This is a genomic window from Nocardiopsis sp. NRRL B-16309 (assembly GCF_001279585.1).
Classification (GTDB): domain Bacteria; phylum Actinomycetota; class Actinomycetes; order Streptosporangiales; family Streptosporangiaceae; genus Nocardiopsis.
Genome location: NZ_LGEC01000002.1, coordinates 1 through 23,579, shown reverse-complemented (window position 1 = coordinate 23,579; position 23,579 = coordinate 1). Strand labels below are relative to the sequence as shown.

Sequence of the window (23,579 nt, the reverse complement as noted above, 5' to 3'; positions counted from 1 at the left end):
CGCCGGGCCGCTGCGCCCGGGCATGTCGCTGGTGTCGGTGGGGGACAGCTTCACCGAGGGCGTGGGCGACCCCTACCCCGGTACCGCGCCCGGGGCCGTCCCGGGCTCCGGGGTGGACGCGGCGGAGACCGTCGTCTTCCGCGGCTGGGCCGACCGCCTCGCCGAGCACCTGGCCGACCACCTCGGCGAGATCCGCTACGCCAACCTCGCCGTGCGCGGCAAGCTCATGCGCCAGATCGTCACCGACCAGATCCCGGCCGCCCTGGAGATGGCCCCCGACCTGGTCACCCTGTGCGCGGGCGGCAACGACCTGCTGCGTCCCGCCGGGGACCCCGAGCGGATGGCGAAGGTCCTGGACCGCACCGTGGCCCGGCTGCGCGCCCAGGGCAGCCAGGTGGTGCTCTTCACCGGGGTCAACGTCTCCACCGGCTACATGCGCGGCACCATCGGCCTGTTCGCGCGCTACTACATGAACGTGCGCGCCATCGCCGACCGGTACGACTGCTACCTCGTCGACCAGTGGTCGATGGACGTGCTCACCGACTCCCGCGCCTGGGACGACGACCGGCTGCACATGTCGCCGGAGGGCCACCGCCGCCTGGCCCTGCGCGTCGCCGAGGTGCTGGGCGTACCCACGGCGGAGCGCTGGGACGCGCCCTGGCCCGAGACCGCGCCGGTGAGCTGGTCCCAGGCGCGCAGGGAGGACCTGACGTGGGTCCGCGAGTCGCTGGGGCCGTGGATCGGGCGCCGTCTGACCGGGCGCTCCTCGGGGGACTCGGTGACCGCCAAGCGCCCGGAGCTCACCCCGCTCACCAAGGACCGGGGCTGACCGGCGCGTCCGGTCACCGGCATCGCGCGCCGGGCCGCGCGTCCGCGGCCCCCGGTTGTGATGTCCCGCCCAAAAGGGCGGAAACCGTCAACCTACTGTCGCGTAACCATGCCGTGGAGCTGCATCATCGAGCACTATGAGCGGCTTGCACAGTGATCTGACGCAGAAGGACATCGTGTCCTACGTGGCCCTCGGTGACAGCTTCACCGAGGGCATGAGCGACCCCTACCCCGACAGTGACAGTGTGCCCAGCGGTCGCTACCGGGGCTGGGCGGACCGGGTCGCCGAGCACCTGGCGCGGCACGTCGGCGAGGTGCGCTACGCCAACCTCGCCGTGCGCGGCAGGCTCGCCGGCCAGATCATGACCGAGCAGGTGCCCCGGGCGGTCGAACTCGCGCCGGACCTCATCACCCTGTGCGCGGGCGGCAACGACATCATCCGCCCCGGCGGCGACCCGGACGCCACCGCGCAGATCGTCGAGGCGGGGGTCGCCCGGCTCAGCGCGACCGGCGCCCGGCTGGTGCTCTTCACCGGCTTCGACACCGGCTCCCTGTCGGTCATGCGCCACCTGCGCGGCAAGGTCTCCACGTACAACATGCACCTGCGCGCCATCGCGGACCGGTACGACTGCGACGTCGTGGACATGTGGAGCATGCGCGTGCTCGCCGACCCGCGCGCGTGGAGCTGGGACCGGCTGCACTTCTCGTCCGAGGGGCACCGCCGCATCGCGCTGCGCGTGTGCGAGGTCCTGGGCGTGCCGGTGGACGAGGACTGGGGCGCGCCCTGGCCGCCGGCCGAGCCGCGCGACTGGCGGGTGGCCCGCCAGGAGGACCTGCACTGGGCCCGCGAGTACCTGGTGCCGTGGATCGGGCGACGCCTCACCGGGCGCTCCTCCGGCGACGGCCTGAGCGCCAAGCGCCCCAACCTGGAGCCCTGCTCGCCCCGCGAGTGAACCGGCCGTTCCGACGAGCGGCGCGTGCCGTGCCCAGGGACCGGCCCCACGGGGAGCAGGATGGTCCCGACGGCACCGCACGACACAGGGAGACCGCCTTGGGACGCCTCGTCCGCGCCGAGGGCGCCGTAGGGGCGGCTCCGGGTGTGGGCGCCGGTCAGGTGTGCCGGTGCCGCGGCACCCCGGGCCGCGTGCGCTCGGCACGCGGCCCGGGGGTACGGGCTCGCGCGGTCACGAAGAGCAGCGCGGGCAGGTGCCGAACACCTCGACGGTGTGCGTCACGTCCGTGAACCCGTGCTTGGCGCCGGTCTCGGCCGCCCAGGACTCGACGGTCGGTCCCTCGATCTCCACCGCCGTGCCGCACACGCGGCACACCAGGTGGTGGTGATGGCTCTCCGTTCCGCAGGCGCGGTAGACGGCCTCGCCGTCGTCGTTGCGCAGTACGTCGATCTCGCCGGAGTCGCTCAGCGCCTGCAGGGCGCGGTAGACCGTGGTCAGGCCGATCTTGGAGCCATCGGCCCGCAGGTCCGCGTAGAGGTCCTGCGCGCTGCGGAAACCGGAGGACTCGGACAGTGTCTGGCGAACGGCGTCGCGTCGTGTACTCATGGTGTCATCCTCCCCGCGCGGTCTGGGGCATCGTATCGGCCCCGAGCGGTACTTCCGGTCGTCGGGGGGTTCCGGCCCGGCGTCGGCCCCACCGGCGGGTGAGCCCCGCGGCGGCGACGGCGACGCAGAAGATCGCCAGCGCGATCAGCACGATGGTGGCCCCGGGCGAGAGGTCGGAGTAGAAGGCCGTGGACAGCCCGCCCACCGAGGACACCAGGCCGATGGCCACCGCCAGTCCCATCGTCACCCGGAAACTCCTGGTCAACTGCTGCGCGGCGGCCACGGGCACGATCATCAGCGCGCTGACCATCAGCAGGCCGACCACGCGCATCGCGATGACGACGGTCAGCGCGGCGGTGACCGCCAGCAGCATGCTCAGGAAGCGCACCGGCAGTCCGTGCGCGCGGGCGACGTCCTCGTCCTGGCACAGGACGAACAGCTGGCGGCCGAACACCGCCACCACCGCGACCACGGCGGCGGCCAGCACGGCCACCACCCAGATGTCCTGCTCCTCCACGGTGCTCACCGAACCGAAGAGGTAGCCGGTCAGGGTGGCGTTACTGGCACCGGGGGTCAGCCCGATGAGCAGGACGCCGCCGGCGATGCCGCCGTAGAACAGCAGCGCCAGGGCGACCTCGCCGCTGGCCCGCGTGCGCACCCGCACCGCCTCCATGAGGACGGCGCCCAGGGTGGCCACCGCGGCGGCGGTCAGGACGGGGGAGGTGCTGGTCAGCAGGCCCAGCGCCACGCCGGTCAGCGCGACGTGGCCGATGCCGTCGCCCAGCAGCGCCAGGCGGCGCTGGACGAGGAAGGTACCGATGACCGGGGTGACGAGCCCGACCAGTACGGCGGCCAGCAGCGCGCGGCGCATGAACTCGTACTGGAGAAGTTCAGTCACTGCCGGGCACCTCGAGTCGGATCAGGTCCGCGGGCGCGGCCTCGGCGCCGGTCGCCCGCGGGTCGGGGTCGTTGGGGTCGGGGTGGGGGTGCTGGTGCTCGTGCCCGGGGCGCGCGCAGGCACCGGTGGCGGCGGGTGCCCGGCGCCCGTCGTGCCCGATCCGGCCGCCGTCCAGGACGACGGAGCGCTCGATGACGTCCTCCAGCGGGCCCAGCTCGTGCAGGACCAGCACGACGGTGGCCCCGGTGCCGCGCAGGTGGTCGATGGTGCGCGCCAGTTCCCGCTGGTTCTCGGCGTCGACGCCGGCCATGGGCTCGTCCATGACGAAGGTGTCGGGCCGCCCGGCCAGCGCGCGGGCGATGAGCACGCGCTGCTGCTGGCCGCCGGAGAGCTCGCGGACGGAGTGGCGCGCCCGGTCGGCCAGGCCGACGGTCTCCAGCGCCTCGTCGATCGCGGCCCGGTCGGAGCGCGTGGGCAGCGACAGCAGCCGCCGCGAGGCGACCTGGCCCGAGGCGACGATCTCGCGGACCGTGGCGGGGACCGCGCCCCCGGCGGTGAGCCGCTGGGGCACGTAGCCGATCCGGCGCCAGTCGCGGAAGCGCCGCAGCGGTGTGCCGTGGACCAGGATCCGTCCGGCGGAGAGCGGTGCGATGCCGAGCATCGCGCGCATGAGCGTGGACTTGCCCGACCCGTTGGGGCCCATGACGGCGATCGTCTGGCCCACGGGGATGTCGAGGTCCACGCCGTCGAGCACCGGCGCGCCGTCATAGCCCACGACGGCGTCGGTGATCCGGAAGGCGGGCGGTGCGTCGGGATCGCCGACCGCGGTCCCCGTGAACTGGTCAGACACCTGCCCAGTATGCCGAAAACGAAAATGATTGTCAAAACGCGACGAACGGGTCGGCGCCCGCCGCCGCCCGCCGCCGCGCACCTCGGGACTCAGGAGAACCCGAGTTCAGAACCCCAGGAAGCGCGCCACCGTCAGCACCAGCACGACCACCACCATGATCACGCGCGGCACCCGCTGCCGGCGGTCCAGCTCGGGCCAGGTCAGGAACGCCAGCCAGGAGAAGAACGCCGCCACCGCGAGCAGGCACAGGCCGCCCACCGGGCCCGGGGCCATCAGGCCCGCGATGAACAGGGCGCCCAGCGCCACGGGTGGCAGCCACCGCGGCTGCCGGTGCAGCCACACGAGGGGGACGGCACTGCGCCGCTCCACCGCCGCGCGCAGCCGGCCGGCACCGGGGGTGTAGAACGCTTCGCCGTCGGGGAGGGGGCGGCCGGGGACGGGCCGCTGTTCGTCGCCGTGTTCGGGAGGGGCCATGCCGTCCGTTCCGCAGTCCGCCACCGTCGAGGACTCGCCCGCACCGGGGGTGCGCGACCCGCCTCCGGGGCCGTGATCGGTTGTCCAGCGGGCCCCGGGCGCGGCCGGGGGTGAGCCGCTGTGCGTTCCTGTGACATGTTAGGAGTGCGGGGCCCTCCGTGGACACCCGTCGCGCGGAATCCGGACCGGTGCGCGTCGCGGTGTCGGCTCTCCCACCAGGTACGTGCCCCTCGCGGCGCACGTTGGGTCAGGGATCCTCTACATTCGGTGGGTACCCCACTGACAACGCGGACCGCGTCGTGTCCGCACGTTGCCCGTAGCGACGGACCCTTCGGAGGGTGTCTTCTTCCGTGCCCGAACCCACAGTCATCGTGACGTTCGACGTCACCGAGCCCCATCTGCAGAACTGCCTCGACTCCCTGGCCCGCCAGCGCGACGGGGGCGGCGGCGCCGCGACCGATCCCGCGCCGGGGTTCGAGGTCGTCCTCGTCCCGGTCCGTGCCGCGACCGGTGAGGACCCCCGCTCCTCCGACTCCTCGGCGGAGGACGCGGACGTCGACCTCTCCGGCGACGACGACGGCGCGGAGGAGAGCGACACCTCCGACCAGGGCGAGGACGCCGACCAGGGTGACGAGACGGTCCAGGACACGCGCGCGGACGCGCTGGCCGTCGCCCGGGCCTTCGCCGCCGCGCCGCCGCCCGGGCTCTCGGTCGTGCTCCCGGACACCGCTCCCGTGCCGGACCACCCCTCGGCCCGCGTGCGCGGTGCCGCCGCGGCCACGGGCACCCACCTGCTCTTCCTGGACGGCGGTGACGCGCTCACCGGGTACGCGGTGTCCTACCTCGCCGCCAGCGCCGCCGACACCCGCTCGGACCTGGTCGTGGGCAACGTCCACCGGTTCAGCGAGCTCGGCGCCACCCCCTCCAGGTTCCACCGCAAGCTCTGCGGCAAGCACCGTGTGGCGGAGGACCCCCGCGCCGTCCACGGTCTGGTGTCGGACACCGCCCTGGGCAACAAGCTCTGGCTCCGGGCGTTCTGGAACTCCCTCACCGACCACGGGCTCGCTCCCGAGGACGCGGGCCTGGGCCTGCGCCGCGCCGTCCTGGCGGCCGCCGCCGTCGACGTCCTGCCGGCCACCGTGCTGCTCAAGCGCCAGCGCGAGACCGCCCCCGTCCCCCTGGAACCGCAGGCCCTCACCCGTCGCCTGCACGCCATGGGCGTCCTGGCCGCCAGCCTGAGCACCGCCGACCGGCAGCTCTGGGACCGCCCCCTCCTCCAGGGCGAGCTCCGCCAGCTGCTGCTGCGCCTGGACGACGCCGACGAGGAGGTCCGCGAGCTCGTCTTCGACCTGCTCAACACCTACCTGGACCACGTGTCCCCGCGCCTGCTGCGCGGCCTGGGCGTCCTGGACCGCCTCCTGTACCACCTGGTGCGCAAGCGGCGCGTGGACGACCTCCTGGAGGTCGCGACCTTCGCCAAGAGCGTGGAGATCAAGAAGGCGAACGTGGTCCGGCGCGGGCTGGGCTACTACATCCGCTATCCCTTCTTCGACGCCACCGACCCCGCCAAGGCCGTGCCTCGCGACGTCTACCGGCTCGACGACGAGCTCAGGGTCCGCCAGAAGACCGAGGACGTCCACTGGAAGGACGGCCGCCTGCACATCAGCGGCCGTGTCGGCATCCAGCACCTGCGCGCCCGAAAGCGCTGGCAGCAGCACGTGGTCGCGTTCGCCGTCAACACCTCCACCCGCCGCCGGGTCAGGCTCCCCGTGCACACCCGCCTGGCCGCGGAGTACCGCCTCCCGGACCTGGTCGACGCCGCCCGCCACGACTACGGCGGGTTCACGGTGATCGTCGACCCCCGCCGCCTGCGGACGGGCGGGCGCTGGGAGCCCGGGGACTGGAAGGTCGAGCTGGTCGTGGTCAACCGCGGCCTGGCCCGCCGCAGGATCATCGGCAACCCGGTCGCCGGACCCCCGGAGCGGCCCGGCTACCACCAGATCGACGACGACCTCTGGGTCCGGCCCCGCTGGAACAGGGACCGCCACCTGATCGTCGCCGTCGAACCCTCCCGCGCACGGATCACCGACCACCGCTACGACGCCGGTACGGGGCAGCTCGAACTGGACGGCGAACTGGTGTCGCCGCCCGCAGCCCGGGCGACCGAGCTGCGCCTGGTCCGCCGGCCCGGGACCGCCGTACTCAGCTACCCGCTGACGGTGCACGGCGGGCGGGTGAGCGCCCGGGTGCGCGCCGCCGACCTGCTCGACCGGAGCGTCGCCGAGTGCGGCGGCGTGATCCGCCAGGAGGTGTGGGACGCCCACCTGGTCACCCCCGACCAGGAGAGCGTCGCGCCGGTCCTGCCGGACACCGTCCACGGGCGCACCTACGCCGCGGGGGGCTCCCACCAGGAGCTGGCCGTGCAGCGCACGCCGACCGGCCACCTCGCGCTGCGCGCGGGGCACGCGCGCCCCGTGGTCGAGGAGGCCGCCTGGGAGGGCCGCCGGCTCGTCCTGCGGGGCGACTTCACCGCCGACGCCGAGTTGCGGCTCGTGGCCAGGGCGCACGGCCGCGACGAGGAGCACCCGCTGGAGGTGAAGCGTTCCGGAAGCCGCTTCACCGCCGAGTTCGCGCCCGCCGACGTCCCCACCCTGTCCGGTGAGCTGTCCCTGGCCGCGGGCGGCTACCAGCTGTGGGGACGGGTGCTCGGCGGCGACGGGCAGGAGGCCACCGACGTCGGCGTGGAGTTCGCCGAGGACCTCATCTCGCACCTGCCCCTGGCGCTGCAGACCTCCGAGCGCACCTACACGCTCTCCTACAAGGGCCACGGCCTGCCGGTCCTGCGGGTCGGCACGGACCTGCACCCCTCCGAGCGCGGCGCCTTCGCCCAGCGCGAGCTGCGCGAGACCTTCTACCGTGCCCAGCGCCACGAGCCGGTCGTGGAGGGCGTCCTGTTCGACAGCTACACCGGGCGCCAGTACTCCGACAGCCCGCAGAGCATCTACGCCGAGCTGCGCGGGCGCGAGCGCTGGGCCGACTACCCGATGTCCTGGCTGGTCGCCGACGGGCAGGTGCGACCGCCCGCGGACCTGGAACCCGTGCGCCACCGGGGCCGGGAGTACTACGAGGCCCTGGCCCGCAGCCGCTACCTGGTGTCCAACTCGCGCCAGCCGGCGTGGTTCCACCGCCGCCCCGACCAGGTGGTCGTCCAGACCTGGCACGGGTCGATGCTCAAGCGGATCGGCTTCGACGTCGAGAACATCCGGGGCAAGTCCCGCGACTACTTCGACAAGCTCGCGTGGGAGACCCGGCAGTGGGACTACCTGGTCTCGCCCAGCCCCTGGGCCACGCCCATCCTGCGCAGCGCCTTCCGGTTCGAGGGCGAGATCCTGGAGACCGGCTACCCGCGCAACGACATCTTCTTCTCGCCCGACGCGGAGGCCGTCGCGGAGCGGACACGGCGCCGGCTCGGCCTGCCCGAGGGCAAGAAGGTCGTGCTCTACGCGCCCACCTGGCGGGACGACAAGTACTACACGCGCGGCAAGCACAAGCTCGACCTGCACCTGGACCTGCGGCGGATGTACGAGGCGCTGGGCGACGACCACGTCCTGCTGGTCCGCCGCCACCCGAGGGTCGTGGACAGCGTCCCGATCGTGGGCGAGGACTTCGTGTACGACGTGTCCCTGTACCCGGAGATCATGGAGCTGTTCCTGGTCACCGACGTCCTGGTCACCGACTACTCGTCGATGATGTTCGACTTCGCCAACACCGGGCGGCCCATGCTCTTCTTCACCTACGACCTGGAGAGCTACCGGGACAACCTGCGCGGGTTCTACTTCGACTTCGAGGAGACCGCGCCCGGCCCGCTGCTGACCCGGTCCGACGACGTCATCGGAGCCCTGCTGGACATCGACCGCGTCGCGGAGGAGCACCGGGGCACCTACCGGTCGTTCGTGGACCAGTTCTGCCCCCTGGACGACGGCCACGCCGCCGAGCGCGTCGTGGACCGGGTGTTCGGCAAGGACTGACCACGGTGCGGGCCCGGGCCGCGCGCCCGGGCCCGCACCGCCCGCGGGGACGATCGCGGCGGCGGCCGTCCGCGCCGCCCCGTTCCGGCGCCGCGGGTCCGCCGGGTAGGCCAGAATGGTGGCGTGATCGTCATCACCCGCTACTCAGTGCCCGAGGCCGACACCGAGGCCTTCCAGTCCGACGCCGCGGTCGCGGTCGAGGTGCTCTCCCGCCGTCCCGGCTTCCTGGGACACCGGCTGGGCAGGGCCGCCGACGATCCGTCGCTGTGGACCGTGGTCACCGAGTGGGAGGGGGCCGGGTTCTACCGCCGGGCGCTCTCCGACTTCGACGTCAAGGTCCACGCCGTTCCGCTGCTCTCCCGCGCCATCGACGAACCGACCGCCTTCGAGCTCCTCACCAGCGGCGGGTCCCGAGGCTGAGCGGACCGCGGGGTCGCCAGGCCCCCGGGCCACGTGGGAAATCGTGCGCACCAGGGTCCCCGCGTGCTCTAGCCTGGGTGGACGCGGCCGCCTGACGTGCCACTCCCTGGTTCGTCATGCGTTTCGCGCCCCGACCACAACGATGTATCGCGCACCGCGATCCACCGACCGCCAGCCGGATGGAGAGTCACCCATGGCCGCCAAGTCAGAGGCAATGGACGCACTGGTCAACCTCGCCAAGCGTCGAGGCCTGGTCTACCCCTCGAGCGAGATCTACGGCGGCCTGCGCGCCGCCTGGGACTACGGTCCCCTGGGTGTGGAGCTCAAGGCCAACGTCAAGCGCCAGTGGTGGCGCTCCATGGTGCAGGAGCGCGACGACATCGTCGGCCTCGACTCCAGCGTCATCCTGGCCCGCGAGGTCTGGGAGGCCTCCGGCCACGTCAAGGCGTTCGTCGACCCGCTCACCGAGTGCCAGTCCTGCCACAAGCGCTTCCGGGCCGACCACCTCATCGAGGCCTACGAGGAGAAGCACGGCCGCGAGCCCGAGGAGGGCCTGAAGGCGCTGGCCTGCCCCAACTGCGGCGCCAAGGACTCCTTCACCGAGCCGCGCATGTTCAACGGCCTGCTGCGCACCCACCTGGGCCCGGTCCAGGACGAGAAGGGCCTGGCCTACCTGCGCCCGGAGACCGCCCAGGGCATCTTCGTCAACTACAAGAACGTCGAGCAGAGCGCCCGCCGCAAGATCCCGTTCGGCATCGGCCAGATCGGCAAGTCGTTCCGCAACGAGATCACCCCCGGCAACTTCATCTTCCGGACCCGCGAGTTCGAGCAGATGGAGATGGAGTTCTTCGTCCGTCCGGGCAGTGACGAGGAGTGGCACCAGTACTGGATCGACACCCGTCACCAGTGGTACCTGGACCTGGGCATCGCCAAGGACAACCTGCGCCTGTACGAGCACCCGAAGGAGAAGCTCTCCCACTACTCCACCCGGACCGTGGACATCGAGTACCGGTTCAACTTCCAGGGCAGTGAGTGGGGCGAGCTGGAGGGCGTCGCCAACCGCACCGACTACGACCTGCGGACGCACTCGGAGGCCTCGGGCACCGACCTGTCCTTCTTCGACCAGGAGAAGAACGAGCGGTACTTCCCGTACGTCATCGAGCCCGCGGCCGGTGTCGACCGCACGGTGCTCACCTTCATGCTGGACGCCTACAACGTCGACGAGGCGCCCAACGCCAAGGGCAAGCTGGAGAAGCGCGCCGTGATGCGCCTGGACCCGCGCCTGTCGCCGGTCAAGGTCGCGGTACTGCCGCTGTCGCGCAACACCGACCTGTCGCCGAAGGCGCGCGACCTGGCCGCCGCGCTGCGCAAGCGCTGGAACGTGGAGTTCGACGACGCCGGCGCCATCGGCCGCCGCTACCGCCGCCAGGACGAGATCGGCACCCCGTTCTGCGTCACGGTGGACTTCGACACCCTGGAGGACAACGCGGTGACCGTGCGCGAGCGCGACACCATGTCCCAGGAGCGCGTGTCCCTCGACCAGGTGGAGATGTACCTGGTGGAGCGCCTGCCCGGCTGCTAGTTCCAGTCGACTGAGCAAGCGACGGCCGCCCGTCCCCGTGTGGGGCGGGCGGCCGTGTGCTTCTTCCTGGAGCCAGAAGGCAGGCCGGCAAGCCGTCGAGCGCTGACTGCGCTGGTGCTGTGCCGGAATTTCACCCAATACGCACGAATCGCCACACAGAGCATCGGTAAACGGTTAGGCTCCTTACGGAGCCACACGAACAATGTGGACCGCCTCCTCCTCCCCCCCGAGCACGGAGTACCGATGAACGCCGTCCCACCGGACGCCCCCCGGCCGCGGACCATCGACAGTATGGCCGCGCGGGTCGTCTCTCGATGCGCTCCTGCGGAGTCCGCCTACTATCCCGTGGTCAGAGACGAGTTCTTCGCCCGCGGCGCAGTGCCGCGCCGCCCGGGCGACGACCCTCTGGGATTCGGCGCGGTCGCCGTCGGTGTGGTCGCCGGAATCGTCCTGACGGTCCTCAACGAGCTGATCGTCGGGTCGCTGACCGACGTGTTGCGCCCCTGGTGGGACCGGGCGTGGCGGGCCGCGCTGCGCCGCCTGCGGCCGGGAGCGGCCAAGCGCCTCACCCCGGAGACGGAACTACCCGTTCTCCCGGCGGCGAGCGTCCCCGACGTGGCAGCGGCCATCACCAAGCACGCCGTCCGCTCCGGGCTCTCGCCTGAGGACGCGGCGCGGCTCACGCGCGAACTGGTGGCCGAACTCGCCGAGGGCGGGCGGGACTCGAAGCCGGATGACGGGGAGGAGGATGCGGCCTGACGCGCGCTTCGACCCGTTCGTCCTGCCGTCCGCCACGAGCCTGCGTTTCGTCTTGCTGATCATCGGCGCGGCGGTCGGAGCCATGTACATCACACTCTGGCAGGTCGCCCTGCTCGAACTCGCCGGGGTCCCATCGATTCTCGACCCTGCCGCCTGCTCGGCCCGGGCCCGCGCCGACGCGGGAGCCGTTCCGGACGGGGTGCTGCTGGACGACTACCTGTCCTGCGCGGCGGGGCAGGAGAAGCGTCTCGTGGTGATCATGCTCGGGGGCGCTCCCGTGTGGGCCGCCCTCACCGTGGTCGTGTACGCCGCCTATCCGCTCCTCCTGCGACTCCGGCTGCGCCCGATTCCCGTCCGTGACGACGATCCTCGGCTCCTGAGGGCCGAAGGCGACCTTCGGGCGGTGCTCGGTGACCGTGGGCGTGAGCGTGTCCAGGTTCTGGTCACGCTCGGGACGGCGAAAGGAGCTCGCGCCTTCGGCGCCTTCGGCCGCTACTCGGTCGCCGTCGACAGTACTCTGCTCGCCGCGCGTGGTGACTCCGACCTGGACCGGCAGTGCTCGGCGATGATCCGGCACGAGGCCGCCCACCTGCGCAACCGCGACATCGACATCACGTACCTGACCATCGGGGCCTGGTGGAGCTTCTTCGTGCTGCTGGCCCTCACCATGGCCGCTCACGCCGCCGTGGTCGCGACGGCGCCGAGCGCGGGTGAGGCGTTGTCCGTCATCGTGGTGACCCTGCTTCCGCTCGCCGTGGCGGCCGTCCCCCTCCTGCTGCTCCAGCCGGCGCGTGCCCTCGTCCTGCGCACCCGCGAGCACTACGCCGACGTCCGCGCCGCCAGCTCCCCGGGCACCGCCTCCGCGCTCCGATCCGCGTTCGCCGCCATGGCCGAGGGGCGCCCACGGGAAAGCGTCTGGCAGCGGGCACGTTCCTACCATCCCCGACCGCGGGACAGGGCCGAAGTGCTCCGCGACCCGCGGCGCCTGGCCCGGGTCCGCCCGGCCGACCTGCTGACCGCCGGTCTGATCCTCGGCGCCGGACAGCCGCATCTCGGTACGGCCGGGAGGCTGGTGACCGAGGGTGAGGAGCGTCTCGGCATGCTCGCCGTGGCGGTCCTCTTGGGCGCCGTGGTCGGTGTCGTGGTCGCCGCCGTCGTCTGGAATGCGGTCCGTGCGGCGGCCGGTGATCCACCGCGCCTGGGGAGGTGTGCTGCGTTCCTCGCCGCCGGGATCGCCGTGGGCGGTTCGGTGCCGCATCCGTTCGTTCCCTGGGGCTGGTCCTCCACCAGCGCCGCGCCCGTCGTCACCACCGCCGTCTCGGTCCTCGCGTTGTGGCTGACCTGCTTGCTCTTCCTTGCGTGGAGCGCGATGTGCGCTCGCCGCTGGCTGTCCTCCTCGGCATCGCCACGCCTGGCGGGCGTCCTCGGGTTGGGCTGCGCGGGACCGGTGTTCGGGTGCCTGTTCGCGCTGTGGGTGACCTTCGACGGGATCCTTGGCACGTTCGTGGTCCCGGGACCGAGCGCCGTGGCGATGAGCTTGTTCGGCGTGGGATCCGTGTGGCCCGTGCCGCTTGCCGCGGGCCTCATGGTCGGATGCGTCCTCGCCATTCCCGCTCAGGAGACCCGGCTCGCGGCGGCGTGGGTGCTCCGGGCACTCGGTGGCGTCGTCGTCTTCTTCGCGTTCTTGGTGGCCCTCGCCGCCACTGCGGCGGGTGGCGCGTCCGTTCTGCTCGCGTTGATCGTGGCGCTGACGCTGGTGGTGGCCGCTGCCGTCTCTGCGGCACTCGGCGCCCGCCGTGGCGGCCGGGGGCGGACCGGGGTCGTCGCGTGCGCAGCAGGCGCGATGGCGTGCGCGGCGGGATTCCTCGAACCCGCTGCCTTCGAGTCGGGGATATGGGCCGCCTGTCTGGGGTCGGCAGGGGTGCAGTCGTGCTCGGCCATCATGGGGAACTCCCTGCTGACCGCCTACGGCTCGGGTGGCGGCCTTGCTGGGCTCGCCGTTTCCGCGCTAATGCTCGTCTGCGTGCCGGCCGCCGTGGCGGGATCGGCGGTACGCACAGGCGTCGACCGGCGCCGCCGAAGGGGGCCCGGGGCATGGCCCGGGCGGCCGAGATCGGGTCTTCAGGCGGTCGCGGTGGCGGCGGTCGCGACGGCGGCGGTCTTCGTTGCGGCCTTCCACGCTGGGCCGGTCGGTGCCCCGCTCGACCCTTTCGGACCGGAGGAACGCCGGGACCTGCGGGCGTCGGTGGTACCCGGCAGCACGGACGGCGACGAGGCATGCCAGGCAGTGCTCGGCGTCCACGACTCGGCCGCGCGCGGAGACATGTCCAACGAGAGCTGGTCGTCCACACTGGTCACGCTCGCCTCCAGCGACGATCCCGCCCTCGCCGCCTTCGGGCGGGCCATGCTCAACGGCGCCGATCACTCCTACACGAGGTTCTTCCAATTGGTGGACAACTACTGCCCGTCACCGGCGCTCCCTCTGCATGACGTGGATGCGTCAGGGGACTGAACGGCGGGCCACCGGAAGCCGTGCAGGGCGTGGCTCCACCGCCTGGGCCGGCCCACGGCCCCTCTTGTTCTCCTACTTGGAGTAGTAGAAGTACCAGTTGCCGAAGAAGGCCGGCGACTGGAAGCAGTAGCTCTCGATCTCGTAGTAGCGGTCGTACTCGCCCCTCGCGATTTTGCAGTCGCGCTCGGAGTAGTAGGGGCCAGCGGTGTGTAGGGAGGCTGCGCCGGCTGTCCCACTCGCAGAGAAAGCCATCGCCAGGGCGAAGAGGACAAGGGCCAGCCCTCGGGACAAGCGCTTCATCTGGCACCCCTCCATACTGAGTTGTTCTCTACGACAGTTTCCTACATTGTGACTCAAGGGAACGTAGAAATCCACCAATCCCCTCCGACCCCTGCGGACACTCCGTGTCTCCGATGAGCGTGCGCGGTGGGCTGGTCCCCGGCGGGCCGCTCCGACGGGCGCCACGAGCCCGCCTGCCTCGGAGGCTGCCTGCTCATCCGCAACTCCGCCAGTATCGACGCTCTGCCGAGCCTTCCCACGGGCTCCTGGGGGCGGACAAGGCGAGGCGGCCGGGCCGGGTGGCCGGTTTCGGGCCGTCGAGCGTTCCGGCACGGAGTCGATGCCTCGCTCTTCTATGCCTAGCTCTGCTAGGGTAACCATCCCTAGCGGATCTAGGTATGGGAAGTACACGTGCACATCGACAAGGACCTGGTGGCCGCGTCGGCCACACCGCTCGTCCTGGGCATCCTCGCCGAGGGCGAGTCCTACGGCTACGCCATCGTCAAACGCGTCAACGAGCTCTCCGACGGCCGCATGCAGTGGACCGACGGGATGCTCTACCCGCTGCTGCACCGCCTGGAGCGCAACGGCTACGTCCAGGCGTCCTGGGGCAGGTCCGACGCCGGCCGCCGCCGCAAGCACTACGCCATCACGGAGGCCGGGCTGGAGGCGCTGGCCGAGCGGCGGAAGCAATGGGACGTCGTCGCCGACGCGCTCACACAGGTGTGGCAGGCGGCGTCGCGTCCCCCGGCCCTCGGGGACGCCACGGCAGGGGGGTTCGCCTGATGGGCGACACAGCGGGCGAGGGCGTCCTGGAGGCGCAGATCGAACAGTGGCGCGGCTTCGTGCGGCGCCGCCGGGCCATCTCCCCGCAGGACATCGAGGAGATGGAGGACCACCTGCGCGAACAGATCGCCGACCTGGGATCGAACGGCCTCGACGAGGAGGAGGCCTTCCTGGTCGCGGTCAAGCGCATGGGCAACCTGGACGAGGTGTCGCGGGAGTTCGCCCGCGAGCACGCCCACCGGCTCTGGAAGCAGTTGGTCCTCGTTCCCGAGGCCGACGACGGCGCCGGCGGCCTCGGGCGCTGGCGCGACCTCGGGGTGGTCCTCGCGTTCGCGCTCGGCGCGGGCCTGGCGGTCAAGCTCCTGCTCACCTCGGTCGACGGCGAGTTCGCGCAGTTCCGCAACCTCGCCTTCGTGGTGCTTCCGTTCCTGGCGGGATGGTTCGCCTGGAAGCGGCGCGTCCCGTGGCGCGTGTGCGCGGCGGCGGTCGCCGTCGCGGCGGTACCGGCCCTGGCGGTGAACCTCTACCCGTTCGAGACGACGTCCGGCCCCTACCCGGCGCCCGGGATGACGGCGGTGCTCGCGTTCACACACGCCCCGGTGCTGCTGTGGCTGCTCGTGGGCGTCCTGCACACGGGCGGGCACTGGCGGTCCCACGAGCGGCGCATGGACTTCGTGCGGTTCATGGGCGAGCTGGCGATGTACCTGGCGCTGATCATGCTGGGGTCCGCGGTCCTGGTCGGACTCACCTTCGGTGTGCTCTCCCTGGTCGAGATCGACCTCGAACCGGTCCTGGAGGACTGGCTCCTGCCGTTCGGCCTGCCCGGCGCGCTGATGGTGGCCGCCTGGCTGGTCGAGGCCAAGAAGAGCGTGGTGGAGAACATCGCGCCCGTCCTGACGCGGGTGTTCACGCCGCTGGCGTTCCTGATGCTCGTCGCGGACCTGGTGGCGCTCCTGGTGAACGGTCCGCTGACCACGGTGGACCGCGAACTGCTCATCCTCATGGACGGCGTCCTGGTGCTGGTCCTGTTCCTCCTGCTCTACTCGATCTCGGCCCGCGACCCGCTGGCGCCGCCGAACGTCTTCGACTGGCTCCAGCTCGCGCTGGTCGGTGCGGCGCTGGCGGTGGACGCCGTCGCGCTGACGGCGATGCTGACCCGCATCGCCGAGTTCGGGTTCACCGCCAACAAGACCGCCGCCCTGGGCCTCAACCTCGTGCTGCTGGTGCACCTGGTGTGGTCGGCGTGGCTGCTCGCGGGCTTCGTGCGGGGGAGGCGGCCCTTCGCGGCGGTCGAACGCTGGCAGACGGCCTACCTGCCCGTCTACGCGGTCTGGGCCGGGCTGGTCGTGGTCGTGTTCCCGCCGGTGTTCGGCTTCGCCTGATCCCCCGCCGGCGGTTCCGGCCGCCCGCCCCGCCGGGGGCGGGCGGCCCTCACACGTCCGGTCGGTTGTGCCGCCGGTGGTGCGAGCGGACCCGCGCGCGGTTGCCGCAGGCGGCGCCGTCGCACCAGCGGCGGTCCGCACGGGTCGCGACGAAGAGCTTGAGGCAGTTCTCCCCCTGGCACACCGCGAGGGGCGGCCCGGTCACGAGGAGGCCGACCGCGGCGCTCGCCAGGTGGTGGGCCAGGGCCGCGGCCGGCGTCCCGTCCGGGGGGACCGTCAGCTCGTACCGGTCCCCGCGCCACCCGAGGCCGAAGGGCGGCGGGGTGCGGGCGAGCCACAGCAGCCGTTCGGCCGCAGCGTGGTCGGGGGTCCGCGCCAGCGCCGCGGCGCGCAGGACCTCCTGGACGTCGTCGCGCACCGCGCGCAGTTCGGCCAGCCCGTCGGCGTCGACGGCGCGGCCCAGGGTTCGGAGGCCGTCACGGGCGTCGGACCAGGCGTGCCACCGGTCGATCCCCTCGATGCGGTCGCGGCGCGGGGACGAGCGGGTGTTCGCGAACCCGACGGCCACGGGTTCAGCGGGCACGGCTGTGCCCCACGGATCGGAGCACGTTGCGGCCCGCCGTCCCGTCCGACCACGTGAAGTCCTCGACGAGCACCAGGCCGCCGTCGCCCTCGCCGGTCAGGCGCATGGCGGTCGTCCCGGTCCGCGCGCGCCCGGCGGTGTCCATCTGGGTGTAGGCCGCGGTGACGCGGTCGCCCTCGCGTCGGCCGAGGAGGAAGCCCTGCTCGACGGCGCCGCCGGAGTAGCGCGCCTCCACACGGCCGTCCCGCTCCCGGAACTCGAACCGGGCCCCCGGTGAGATCGCACTCGCGCCGGAGGTCTCGGCCACCTCGAACACCCGCAGGTCGAGCCCGGTGCCGTCCCCGGACGGTGCCCGCCGCAGTTCGTCGATCACGGCCCGGACGCCTGCGGCGGCCTCCAGCGGATAACCGAGGTAGTCGAAGATCCCTCCCCGGCCGGGGTTGTCGCCGCACACGACGAACACGCCGCTGCCGGTGCCGCGCTTGACGGCCGTCGACAGCCACCCGACGTATCCGCTGTTGTCGATCCCGTGCGGGAAGGTGCTCAGTGTGAGCCCGAACGGTTCCGCCACCTCGCCCTCGGCGGGGGTGAGGGCGCACCAGCCGTCGGCGTCCCTGACCGTGGCGACGGCCCCCTCCGGCACGGTCCCGGTGAAGCGCCGGAAGCACCAGACCCCGGGCAGGTGGTCGATGTCGGTGTCGCGCAGGACCTGTCGGAGGCGGGCTTCCGACTCGACTTCGAGTTCGTGCGAGATGGAGACCATGCCGCCACTGTATCTAATGGGTTTCCCCATTAGTCAAGAGGGGGCAAGAATCCCCGTGGGAGGTCAACCCTCTTCGAGGCGGGCGTCTCGGAACTGCTGCCCCCGGTTGAAGAGGCGCACGACGCGGGCGGCGAGGTCCACGGGGCGCCGAAGCCGTGGGCCGATCCGCCCACGGCTTCATTGCTGCGCCCCTCGCCTGGCACCGGCGGCGGGCGGCGGGCTACCGGGCGTCGATCTCCACGCCCGAGGCGAGCAGGCTGCTCAGGGACAGGCCGAACGTGCGGCGCACGGTCTCGCTCAGGTGGGACGGGGAGGAGAATCCCGCGTCGGCCGCGCAGCGGGTGAGGTCGTGCCCCCTGGTCAGTCCGTCACCCACCACACGCAGCCTGGCCCACTGCCGGTAGCGGCGGAAGGTGGTCCCGGTGACGGCGGCGAAGGTCCGCAGGAAGTGGGAGACCGACATGCCGGCCGCGTCGGCGGCGTCCTGGGCGCGCCCGCATGACGAGGGGTCCGAGCGGATCGCGTGCACGATCCCCATGATCCGGTCGTCGGCGGGACCGGGCGGGGGCACGGCCCCCGAGACCAGGCGGTCGAGCTCGTCCACTCCGGCCCGGACCGCGCTCAGCAGGGCGGACTCGTGGCGCGAGTCGAAGCCGTAGGGCCCCTCGGTCAGGGTCATGCCGTCGAGCAGCGTCCTCGACGCGGCTCCTCCGGGCTCGGCGTACAGCAGCAGGATCCAGCCGTCGGTGACGATGCGGTGCCGCGCGCGGGCCGCCGCGAACACGCTGCGTGCCGTGTGCCGACCGTGCTCGGCGGTCTCCAGGAGGAACGGGCCGTCCACGCCCAGCCCCAGGCAGGACACGGGGGTGGAGTGCACGCCGACGTCGAGCTCGGGGCCCAGGTACCCGACGTGGCCGGGGCGGAGCCACACCAGCGGGGTGCGGGCGCACGTTCGTGAAAGCGCCGACGGAGGCATGCCCGCGATTCTAGGCGCAGGCGGGCGCGGCCGAACGGGGCGGCGCCGCGGGCAGGGAAGGCGGCCGGTGATGGCGATGCGGATCGTGTGCGCGGGTGACAGCAACACACGTGGAGAGTACGGAGTGGGATACGTGCCGATGCTCGGTGAGCGCTGGGACGGCGACGGCATCGAGGTCGTGGGGGAGGGGGTTGACGGGGACACGGCGTACGACCTGCTGCGGCGCCTGGACCCGATCATCGAGCGGCGTCCCGACGCGGTCACCGTGCTCATCGGCTCCAACGACGTGTGGGGGTCCCTCACCGAGGTGAACGGGCGGCGGCTGGTCGAGCGCAAGGAGCTGCCGGAGCCGCCGACCCTGGACGGGTACCGTCTCCGCCTCGGGGAGATCGTGGACCGGCTGGCGGAGGAGACCGCCGCGCGGATCGCGGTGCTGTCGCCGCCGGTGCTGGGCCAGGACCTGGACGGTCCCGCCGCGCGGGCGGGTGAGCGGTTCCAGGAGGTGGCGCGGGAGGTCGCCGAGGCGCGCGGGGTCACCTACCTCCCGCTGTTCGAACGGCAGAGCCGCTACCTGCGCGACAGCGGCGCGCGGCGTCTCCCGCTGCCCGCCGGGCTGCGCGAACGGTACACCTCGGTCATCCGGCACCGCCTGCTGCGCCAGTCCTACGACGCGATCTCGGCTGGTCGTGGGCTGGCCCTGACCACGGACTTCGTGCACCAGAACAGTCACGGCGCGGCGATGATCGCCGATCTCGTGGACGGCTTCGTACGCCAGGAGGTGGTGGCGTCCCGGTGAGGCGCCGGCCCCCTGGACCCCGTCCGAGGGGGCGACGTCCAGGTCAGCTCGCCGTGTAGACCACGAAGGACACGGCGATGTAGTGGCAGACGAAGGCCGCGATGGTCAGCGAGTGGAAGATCTCGTGGAAGCCGAACCACCGCGGCGCGGGGTTGGGCCATTTGAGGCCGTAGACCACGGCGCCCACGCTGTAGAGCACCCCGCCGACCAGGATGAGGATCCACGTCGCCGGGTGCGTGCCGCCGATCAGGTCGGGGATGAACAGCACCGCGACCCACCCGATGGCCAGGTACAGCGCCGTCGACAGCCACCGGGGCGCGTTGAGCCACAGCAGCTTGAAGGCCACGCCCGCCGTGGCACCGCCCCAGATCAGCGCGAGCATCGCCGTGCGCAGCGCTCCGTCCAGGACCAGGATGACGAAGGGCGTGTAGGTGCCCGCGATGATGAGGTAGATGTTGGAGTGGTCCAGGCGGCGCAGGACCCGCTGCGCGCGCGGTGACCAGCGGCCCACGTGGTAGACGGCCGAGGTGCTGAACAGCAGCACCGAGCTGAGCGCGTACACCGCGCTCGCGGCCATCGCGGGGAGGGTGGGCGACAGGCACACCAGGACGATGCCCGCCGCCAGGGCGAGCGGCGCCGTGCCCAGGTGCAGCCACCCGCGCAGTCGGGGCTTGACCGCCTCCAGGAGGTCCTCGGCGGCTTCACGCGCCCTGGTCCTCACCGTTTCGCCTTGGTGTTGCTGCTCCTCCGGCACCGTCGCACTCCTCGCGTCCACCCGTCCCGCGTCGATGCGGGCCTCACGGGCAGCCTAACTTACGGCCCCGTAGGTTACTGCGAGGTAATGCTGTGTCGAGTCGCACATCTCGGCAGTCGGGCCCGTGTGGGCGCTACCGTCGGCATCCGGCGTGGCGGGTGTGGTTCTGGAGGGTCGTGTGCCTCCAGCGGCCGGTTCCGGCCTCGGTCGCCTCCTGTCGCCGGGGAGGAGTTCCCAGGTCGGCGGCGGTGTCGCTCGGATCGGGGCCTCCTGCGGTCGTATTCTGGACACCAGGGGCAGGTGTACCCGAGCTGAACCATTGGTATAGACCTGTTTAACATCTCTGAACTGCGAAAACGCCGCAATCGGGGAGTTCATGACAGGGGAGTCGCGCACGGTGCGGATAGAGTCCGGACCCATCCGGGCGAGGGGCCGATCCCACCGCGGAGCCGTCGAGAAGAACGAGGGAGCACCCCCGTGGCCAAGTACGTCTACAACTTCACCGAGGGCAGCAAGGACCAGAAGGATCTCCTCGGCGGAAAGGGGGCCAACCTCGCCGAGATGACCAACCTCGGTCTGCCGGTGCCCCCCGGTTTCACGATCACCACCAAGGCGTGCCGGCACTACCTGGAGAACGGCAGCGTTCCGGCCGGGCTCGACGCCGAGATCGAGGACAACCTCAAGGAGCTGGAGAAGGCCATGGGCCGCCGGCTCGGCCAGCCCGACGATCCGCTCCTGGTGAGCGTACGGTCGGGCGCCCGGTTCTCCATGCCCGGCATGATGGAGACCGTCCTCAACATCGGCCTCAACGACGAGTCGGTCGTCGGCCTGGCCGCCCAGGGCGGCAACGAGCGCTTCGCGTGGGACTCCTACCGCCGCCTCATCCAGATGTTCGGCAAGACCGTCCAGGACATCGACGGCGAGCTCTTCGAGGACGCCATCGACGAGGCCAAGGCCGCCAAGGGCATCACGAACGACCTCGACCTGGACGCCTCGGACTTCCGCGACCTCGTCGCCCGCTTCAAGGACATCGTCCACGAGCAGACCGGCCGCCCCTTCCCGACCGACCCCCGCGAACAGATGACCCTCGCCGTCAAGGCGGTCTTCGACTCCTGGAACGCCCCCCGCGCGGTGCTCTACCGCCGCCAGGAGCGCATCCCCTCCGACCTGGGCACCGCGGTCAACATCTGCTCCATGGTCTTCGGCAACCTCGGCATGGACTCGGGCACCGGCGTCGCCTTCACCCGCGACCCCGCCTCCGGCCAGCAGGGGGTCTACGGCGACTACCTCCAGAACGCCCAGGGCGAGGACGTGGTGGCCGGTATCCGCAACACCGTCCCCCTCGCCGATCTGGAGAAGATCGACGCCCGCAGCTACCAGGAGCTGATGGGCATCATGGAGACCCTGGAGAACCACTACCGCGACCTGTGCGACATCGAGTTCACGATCGAGCGCGGCAAGCTGTGGATGCTCCAGACCCGCGTGGGCAAGCGCACCGCGGGCGCCGCCTTCCGCATCGCCGACCAGCTCGTCGACCAGGGCATGATCACCCTCGACGAGGCGGTCCAGCGCGTCACCGGCGACCAGCTCGCCCAGCTGATGTTCCCCCGCTTCGACGACCGCGCGGCCACCGACCCCGACGTGCGCCGGCTCGGCCGCGGCATGAACGCCTCGCCCGGGGCCGCGGTCGGCAAGGCCGTCTTCGACTCCTACACCGCCGTCAAGTGGTCCCGCAGCGGCGAGAAGGTCATCCTCTGCCGCCGGGAGACCAACCCCGACGACCTGGAGGGCATGATCGCCGCCGAGGGCATCCTCACCAGCCGCGGCGGCAAGACCTCGCACGCCGCCGTGGTCGCCCGCGGCATGGGCAAGACGTGCGTGTGCGGTGCCGAGGAGCTCGACATCGACACCAAGAACCGGCGGATGACCGGGCCCGGCGGCGAGGTGGTCGAGGAGGGCGACGTCATCTCCATCGACGGCACCAGCGGCCAGGTCTACCTCGGCGAGGTCCCCGTCGTGGACTCGCCGGTCGTGCGCTACTTCGAGGGGGAGATCGACCCCGCCTCGGACCAGGCCGACGACCTCGTGCGCGCCGTGGACCGGCTGATGCACTACGTGGACGCCGCCCGCCGCATGTACGTGCGCGCCAACGCCGACACCCCCGAGGACGCCGCCCGCGCCCGCCGCATGGGTGCCCAGGGCATCGGGCTGTGCCGGACCGAGCACATGTTCCTCGGCGACCGCCGCCAGCTGGTCGAGCGGCTCATCCTGGCCGACACCGAGGAGGAGCAGGGCGAGGCGCTCGGCGCGCTCCTGCCCCTCCAGCGCGAGGACTTCAACGGCATCCTCGGCGCCATGGACGGCCTCCCGGTCACCGTGCGCCTGCTGGACCCGCCGCTGCACGAGTTCCTGCCCGACATCACCGAGCTGTCGGTGCGCGTGGCCGTGGCCGAGGCGCGCGGTGAGAGCCACGAGAACGACCTGCGGGTGCTCCAGGCCGTGCACAAGCTGCACGAGCAGAACCCGATGCTGGGCCTGCGCGGCGTGCGCCTCGGGCTGGTCGTCCCCGGCCTGTTCACGATGCAGGTGCGCGCCATCGCCCAGGCAGCGGTGGACCGGATCAGGGCGGGCGGACAGCCGCGCCCGGAGATCATGATCCCGCTGGTGGGCACGGTGCAGGAGCTGGAGATCATCCGCGACGACGCACTGCGCGTCCTGCGCGAGGTGGGCGAGGAGAACGGCCTCGACCTGGACTTCCCGGTCGGCACCATGATCGAACTGCCCCGCGCCGCGCTCACCGCCGGGCAGATCGCCGAGCACGCGGCGTTCTTCTCCTTCGGCACCAACGACCTCACCCAGACCGTGTGGGGCTTCTCCCGCGACGACGTGGAGGCCTCGTTCTTCTCCGCCTACCTGGAGAAGGGCGTCTTCGGGGTCTCGCCGTTCGAGTCGCTGGACGTCGACGGCGTCGGCCGCCTCATCCGCATCGCCGTCGAGGAGGGGCGGGCCGCGCGCCCGGGGATCAAGCTCGGCGTGTGCGGTGAGCACGGCGGCGACCCGGCCTCGGTGCACTTCTTCCACGAGGTGGGGCTGGACTACGTGTCCTGCTCGCCGTTCCGAGTACCGGTGGCGCGCCTGGAGGCCGGCCGGGCCGCGGGCCGCGCCTCGGGCTGACCGGCACCCGTCCTCCGCCCCACCGCCCCCGCGGGTCACCGCGGGGGCGGTGGTGTGCACCCCGACGGAAAGGGCCGGAAGGCCGCGGCGTGAAGCGCCCTGGCCGAAGTGAGGGACGAGCGGAGGCCTAAGGCGAGCACGGGTGAGGGGCGTGCCGGTGCCTGCAGGAGGAGTCT

At 72.1% G+C, this 23,579-nt stretch carries 20 protein-coding genes; 11 read left to right on the top strand and 9 right to left on the bottom strand.

Going from position 1 to position 23,579, the window contains the following annotated elements; all coding sequences use genetic code 11:
* Positions 1 to 22 precede the first annotated feature (22 nt).
* Together ADL05_RS00115 and ADL05_RS00110 are read left to right on the top strand one after the other, a co-directional pair.
* The gene (locus ADL05_RS00115; protein ID WP_053615020.1) at positions 23 to 829 is read left to right on the top strand and encodes an SGNH/GDSL hydrolase family protein; all 807 of its coding nucleotides are present in this window, start codon (positions 23 to 25) and stop codon (positions 827 to 829) included.
* 136 nt (positions 830 to 965) lie between these two features.
* Positions 966 to 1,781: an SGNH/GDSL hydrolase family protein gene (locus ADL05_RS00110; RefSeq protein WP_053614757.1), complete on the top strand. Its 816-nt coding sequence runs from the start codon at positions 966 to 968 to the stop codon at positions 1,779 to 1,781.
* A 231-nt stretch (positions 1,782 to 2,012) separates the two neighbouring features.
* On the opposite strand, the gene ADL05_RS00105 is transcribed toward ADL05_RS00110, so the two are convergent.
* From ADL05_RS00105 to ADL05_RS00090, 4 genes are all read right to left on the bottom strand, one after another.
* A complete protein-coding gene (locus tag ADL05_RS00105) occupies positions 2,013 to 2,387 on the bottom strand; it encodes a Fur family transcriptional regulator (protein ID WP_053614756.1) in 375 nt (124 codons plus the stop codon).
* A gap of 4 nt (positions 2,388 to 2,391) precedes the next feature.
* Positions 2,392 to 3,285, bottom strand: a complete 894-nt coding sequence (locus ADL05_RS00100; protein ID WP_053614755.1) for a metal ABC transporter permease — start codon at positions 3,283 to 3,285, stop codon at positions 2,392 to 2,394.
* The gene (locus tag ADL05_RS00095; RefSeq protein ID WP_053614754.1) at positions 3,278 to 4,135 is read right to left on the bottom strand and encodes a metal ABC transporter ATP-binding protein; all 858 of its coding nucleotides are present in this window, start codon (positions 4,133 to 4,135) and stop codon (positions 3,278 to 3,280) included. Before ADL05_RS00095 ends, ADL05_RS00100 begins: the two co-directional genes overlap by 8 nt.
* A gap of 105 nt (positions 4,136 to 4,240) precedes the next feature.
* Complete coding sequence (locus ADL05_RS00090) at positions 4,241 to 4,609, bottom strand: DUF6703 family protein (protein WP_053614753.1); 369 nt, start codon at positions 4,607 to 4,609, stop codon at positions 4,241 to 4,243.
* Positions 4,610 to 4,959: 350 nt separating this feature from the next.
* Between ADL05_RS00090 and ADL05_RS00085 the strand changes: the two genes are divergently transcribed.
* The 5 genes from ADL05_RS00085 (at position 4,960) to ADL05_RS00065 (ending at position 13,910) form a co-directional block, all read left to right on the top strand.
* Positions 4,960 to 8,637: a CDP-glycerol glycerophosphotransferase family protein gene (locus ADL05_RS00085; RefSeq protein ID WP_053614752.1), complete on the top strand. Its 3,678-nt coding sequence runs from the start codon at positions 4,960 to 4,962 to the stop codon at positions 8,635 to 8,637.
* Positions 8,638 to 8,760: 123 nt separating this feature from the next.
* Positions 8,761 to 9,057 carry an antibiotic biosynthesis monooxygenase gene (locus ADL05_RS00080; protein WP_053614751.1) on the top strand — a complete coding sequence of 99 codons (297 nt, stop codon included), beginning with the start codon at positions 8,761 to 8,763 and terminating at the stop codon, positions 9,055 to 9,057.
* Positions 9,058 to 9,250: 193 nt separating this feature from the next.
* Positions 9,251 to 10,639 (top strand): glycine--tRNA ligase, encoded by a 1,389-nt coding sequence (locus ADL05_RS00075; RefSeq protein ID WP_197285633.1) that lies wholly within the window; start codon positions 9,251 to 9,253, stop codon positions 10,637 to 10,639.
* 243 nt (positions 10,640 to 10,882) lie between these two features.
* A complete protein-coding gene (locus ADL05_RS00070; RefSeq protein ID WP_053614749.1) occupies positions 10,883 to 11,398 on the top strand; it encodes a hypothetical protein in 516 nt (171 codons plus the stop codon).
* On the top strand, positions 11,388 to 13,910 hold the full coding sequence (locus ADL05_RS00065; RefSeq protein WP_156365661.1) for a M48 family metalloprotease: 2,523 nt from the start codon (positions 11,388 to 11,390) through the stop codon (positions 13,908 to 13,910). Before ADL05_RS00070 ends, ADL05_RS00065 begins: the two co-directional genes overlap by 11 nt.
* Positions 13,911 to 13,982: 72 nt before the next feature.
* Here ADL05_RS00065 and ADL05_RS00060 read toward each other — a convergent pair whose 3' ends face one another.
* Complete coding sequence (locus ADL05_RS00060) at positions 13,983 to 14,210, bottom strand: hypothetical protein (protein WP_156365660.1); 228 nt, start codon at positions 14,208 to 14,210, stop codon at positions 13,983 to 13,985.
* 390 nt (positions 14,211 to 14,600) lie between these two features.
* Between ADL05_RS00060 and ADL05_RS00055 the strand changes: the two genes are divergently transcribed.
* Both ADL05_RS00055 and ADL05_RS00050 read left to right on the top strand, forming a co-directional pair.
* Positions 14,601 to 14,975 carry a PadR family transcriptional regulator gene (locus ADL05_RS00055; protein ID WP_053614746.1) on the top strand — a complete coding sequence of 125 codons (375 nt, stop codon included), beginning with the start codon at positions 14,601 to 14,603 and terminating at the stop codon, positions 14,973 to 14,975.
* Entirely contained in the window at positions 14,972 to 16,357 is a 1,386-nt protein-coding gene (locus ADL05_RS00050) for a permease prefix domain 1-containing protein (protein ID WP_156365670.1), read from the top strand. The genes ADL05_RS00055 and ADL05_RS00050 overlap by 4 nt, the downstream gene beginning before the upstream one ends.
* 49 nt (positions 16,358 to 16,406) lie before the next feature.
* On the opposite strand, the gene ADL05_RS00045 is transcribed toward ADL05_RS00050, so the two are convergent.
* The 3 genes from ADL05_RS00045 to ADL05_RS30940 form a co-directional block, all read right to left on the bottom strand.
* Positions 16,407 to 16,940, bottom strand: coding sequence for an ABATE domain-containing protein (locus ADL05_RS00045; protein ID WP_053614744.1), 534 nt, complete (start codon positions 16,938 to 16,940; stop codon positions 16,407 to 16,409).
* Positions 16,930 to 17,703 (bottom strand): DUF6196 family protein, encoded by a 774-nt coding sequence (locus ADL05_RS30945; RefSeq protein ID WP_053614743.1) that lies wholly within the window; start codon positions 17,701 to 17,703, stop codon positions 16,930 to 16,932. The genes ADL05_RS00045 and ADL05_RS30945 overlap by 11 nt, the downstream gene beginning before the upstream one ends.
* 220 nt (positions 17,704 to 17,923) lie before the next feature.
* Positions 17,924 to 18,679: a helix-turn-helix domain-containing protein gene (locus tag ADL05_RS30940; RefSeq protein ID WP_197285632.1), complete on the bottom strand. Its 756-nt coding sequence runs from the start codon at positions 18,677 to 18,679 to the stop codon at positions 17,924 to 17,926.
* Positions 18,680 to 18,749: 70 nt separating this feature from the next.
* On the opposite strand from ADL05_RS30940, the gene ADL05_RS00030 reads away from it, so the two are divergent.
* A complete protein-coding gene (locus ADL05_RS00030; RefSeq protein ID WP_053614741.1) occupies positions 18,750 to 19,475 on the top strand; it encodes a GDSL-type esterase/lipase family protein in 726 nt (241 codons plus the stop codon).
* A 43-nt stretch (positions 19,476 to 19,518) separates the two neighbouring features.
* Here ADL05_RS00030 and ADL05_RS00025 read toward each other — a convergent pair whose 3' ends face one another.
* Positions 19,519 to 20,229 carry a hemolysin III family protein gene (locus tag ADL05_RS00025; protein WP_369800871.1) on the bottom strand — a complete coding sequence of 237 codons (711 nt, stop codon included), beginning with the start codon at positions 20,227 to 20,229 and terminating at the stop codon, positions 19,519 to 19,521.
* Between the two features lie 477 nt (positions 20,230 to 20,706).
* On the opposite strand from ADL05_RS00025, the gene ppdK reads away from it, so the two are divergent.
* Positions 20,707 to 23,403 (top strand): pyruvate, phosphate dikinase, encoded by a 2,697-nt coding sequence (ppdK, locus tag ADL05_RS00020; RefSeq protein WP_053614739.1) that lies wholly within the window; start codon positions 20,707 to 20,709, stop codon positions 23,401 to 23,403.
* The last annotated feature ends 176 nt before the right edge of the window (positions 23,404 to 23,579 follow it).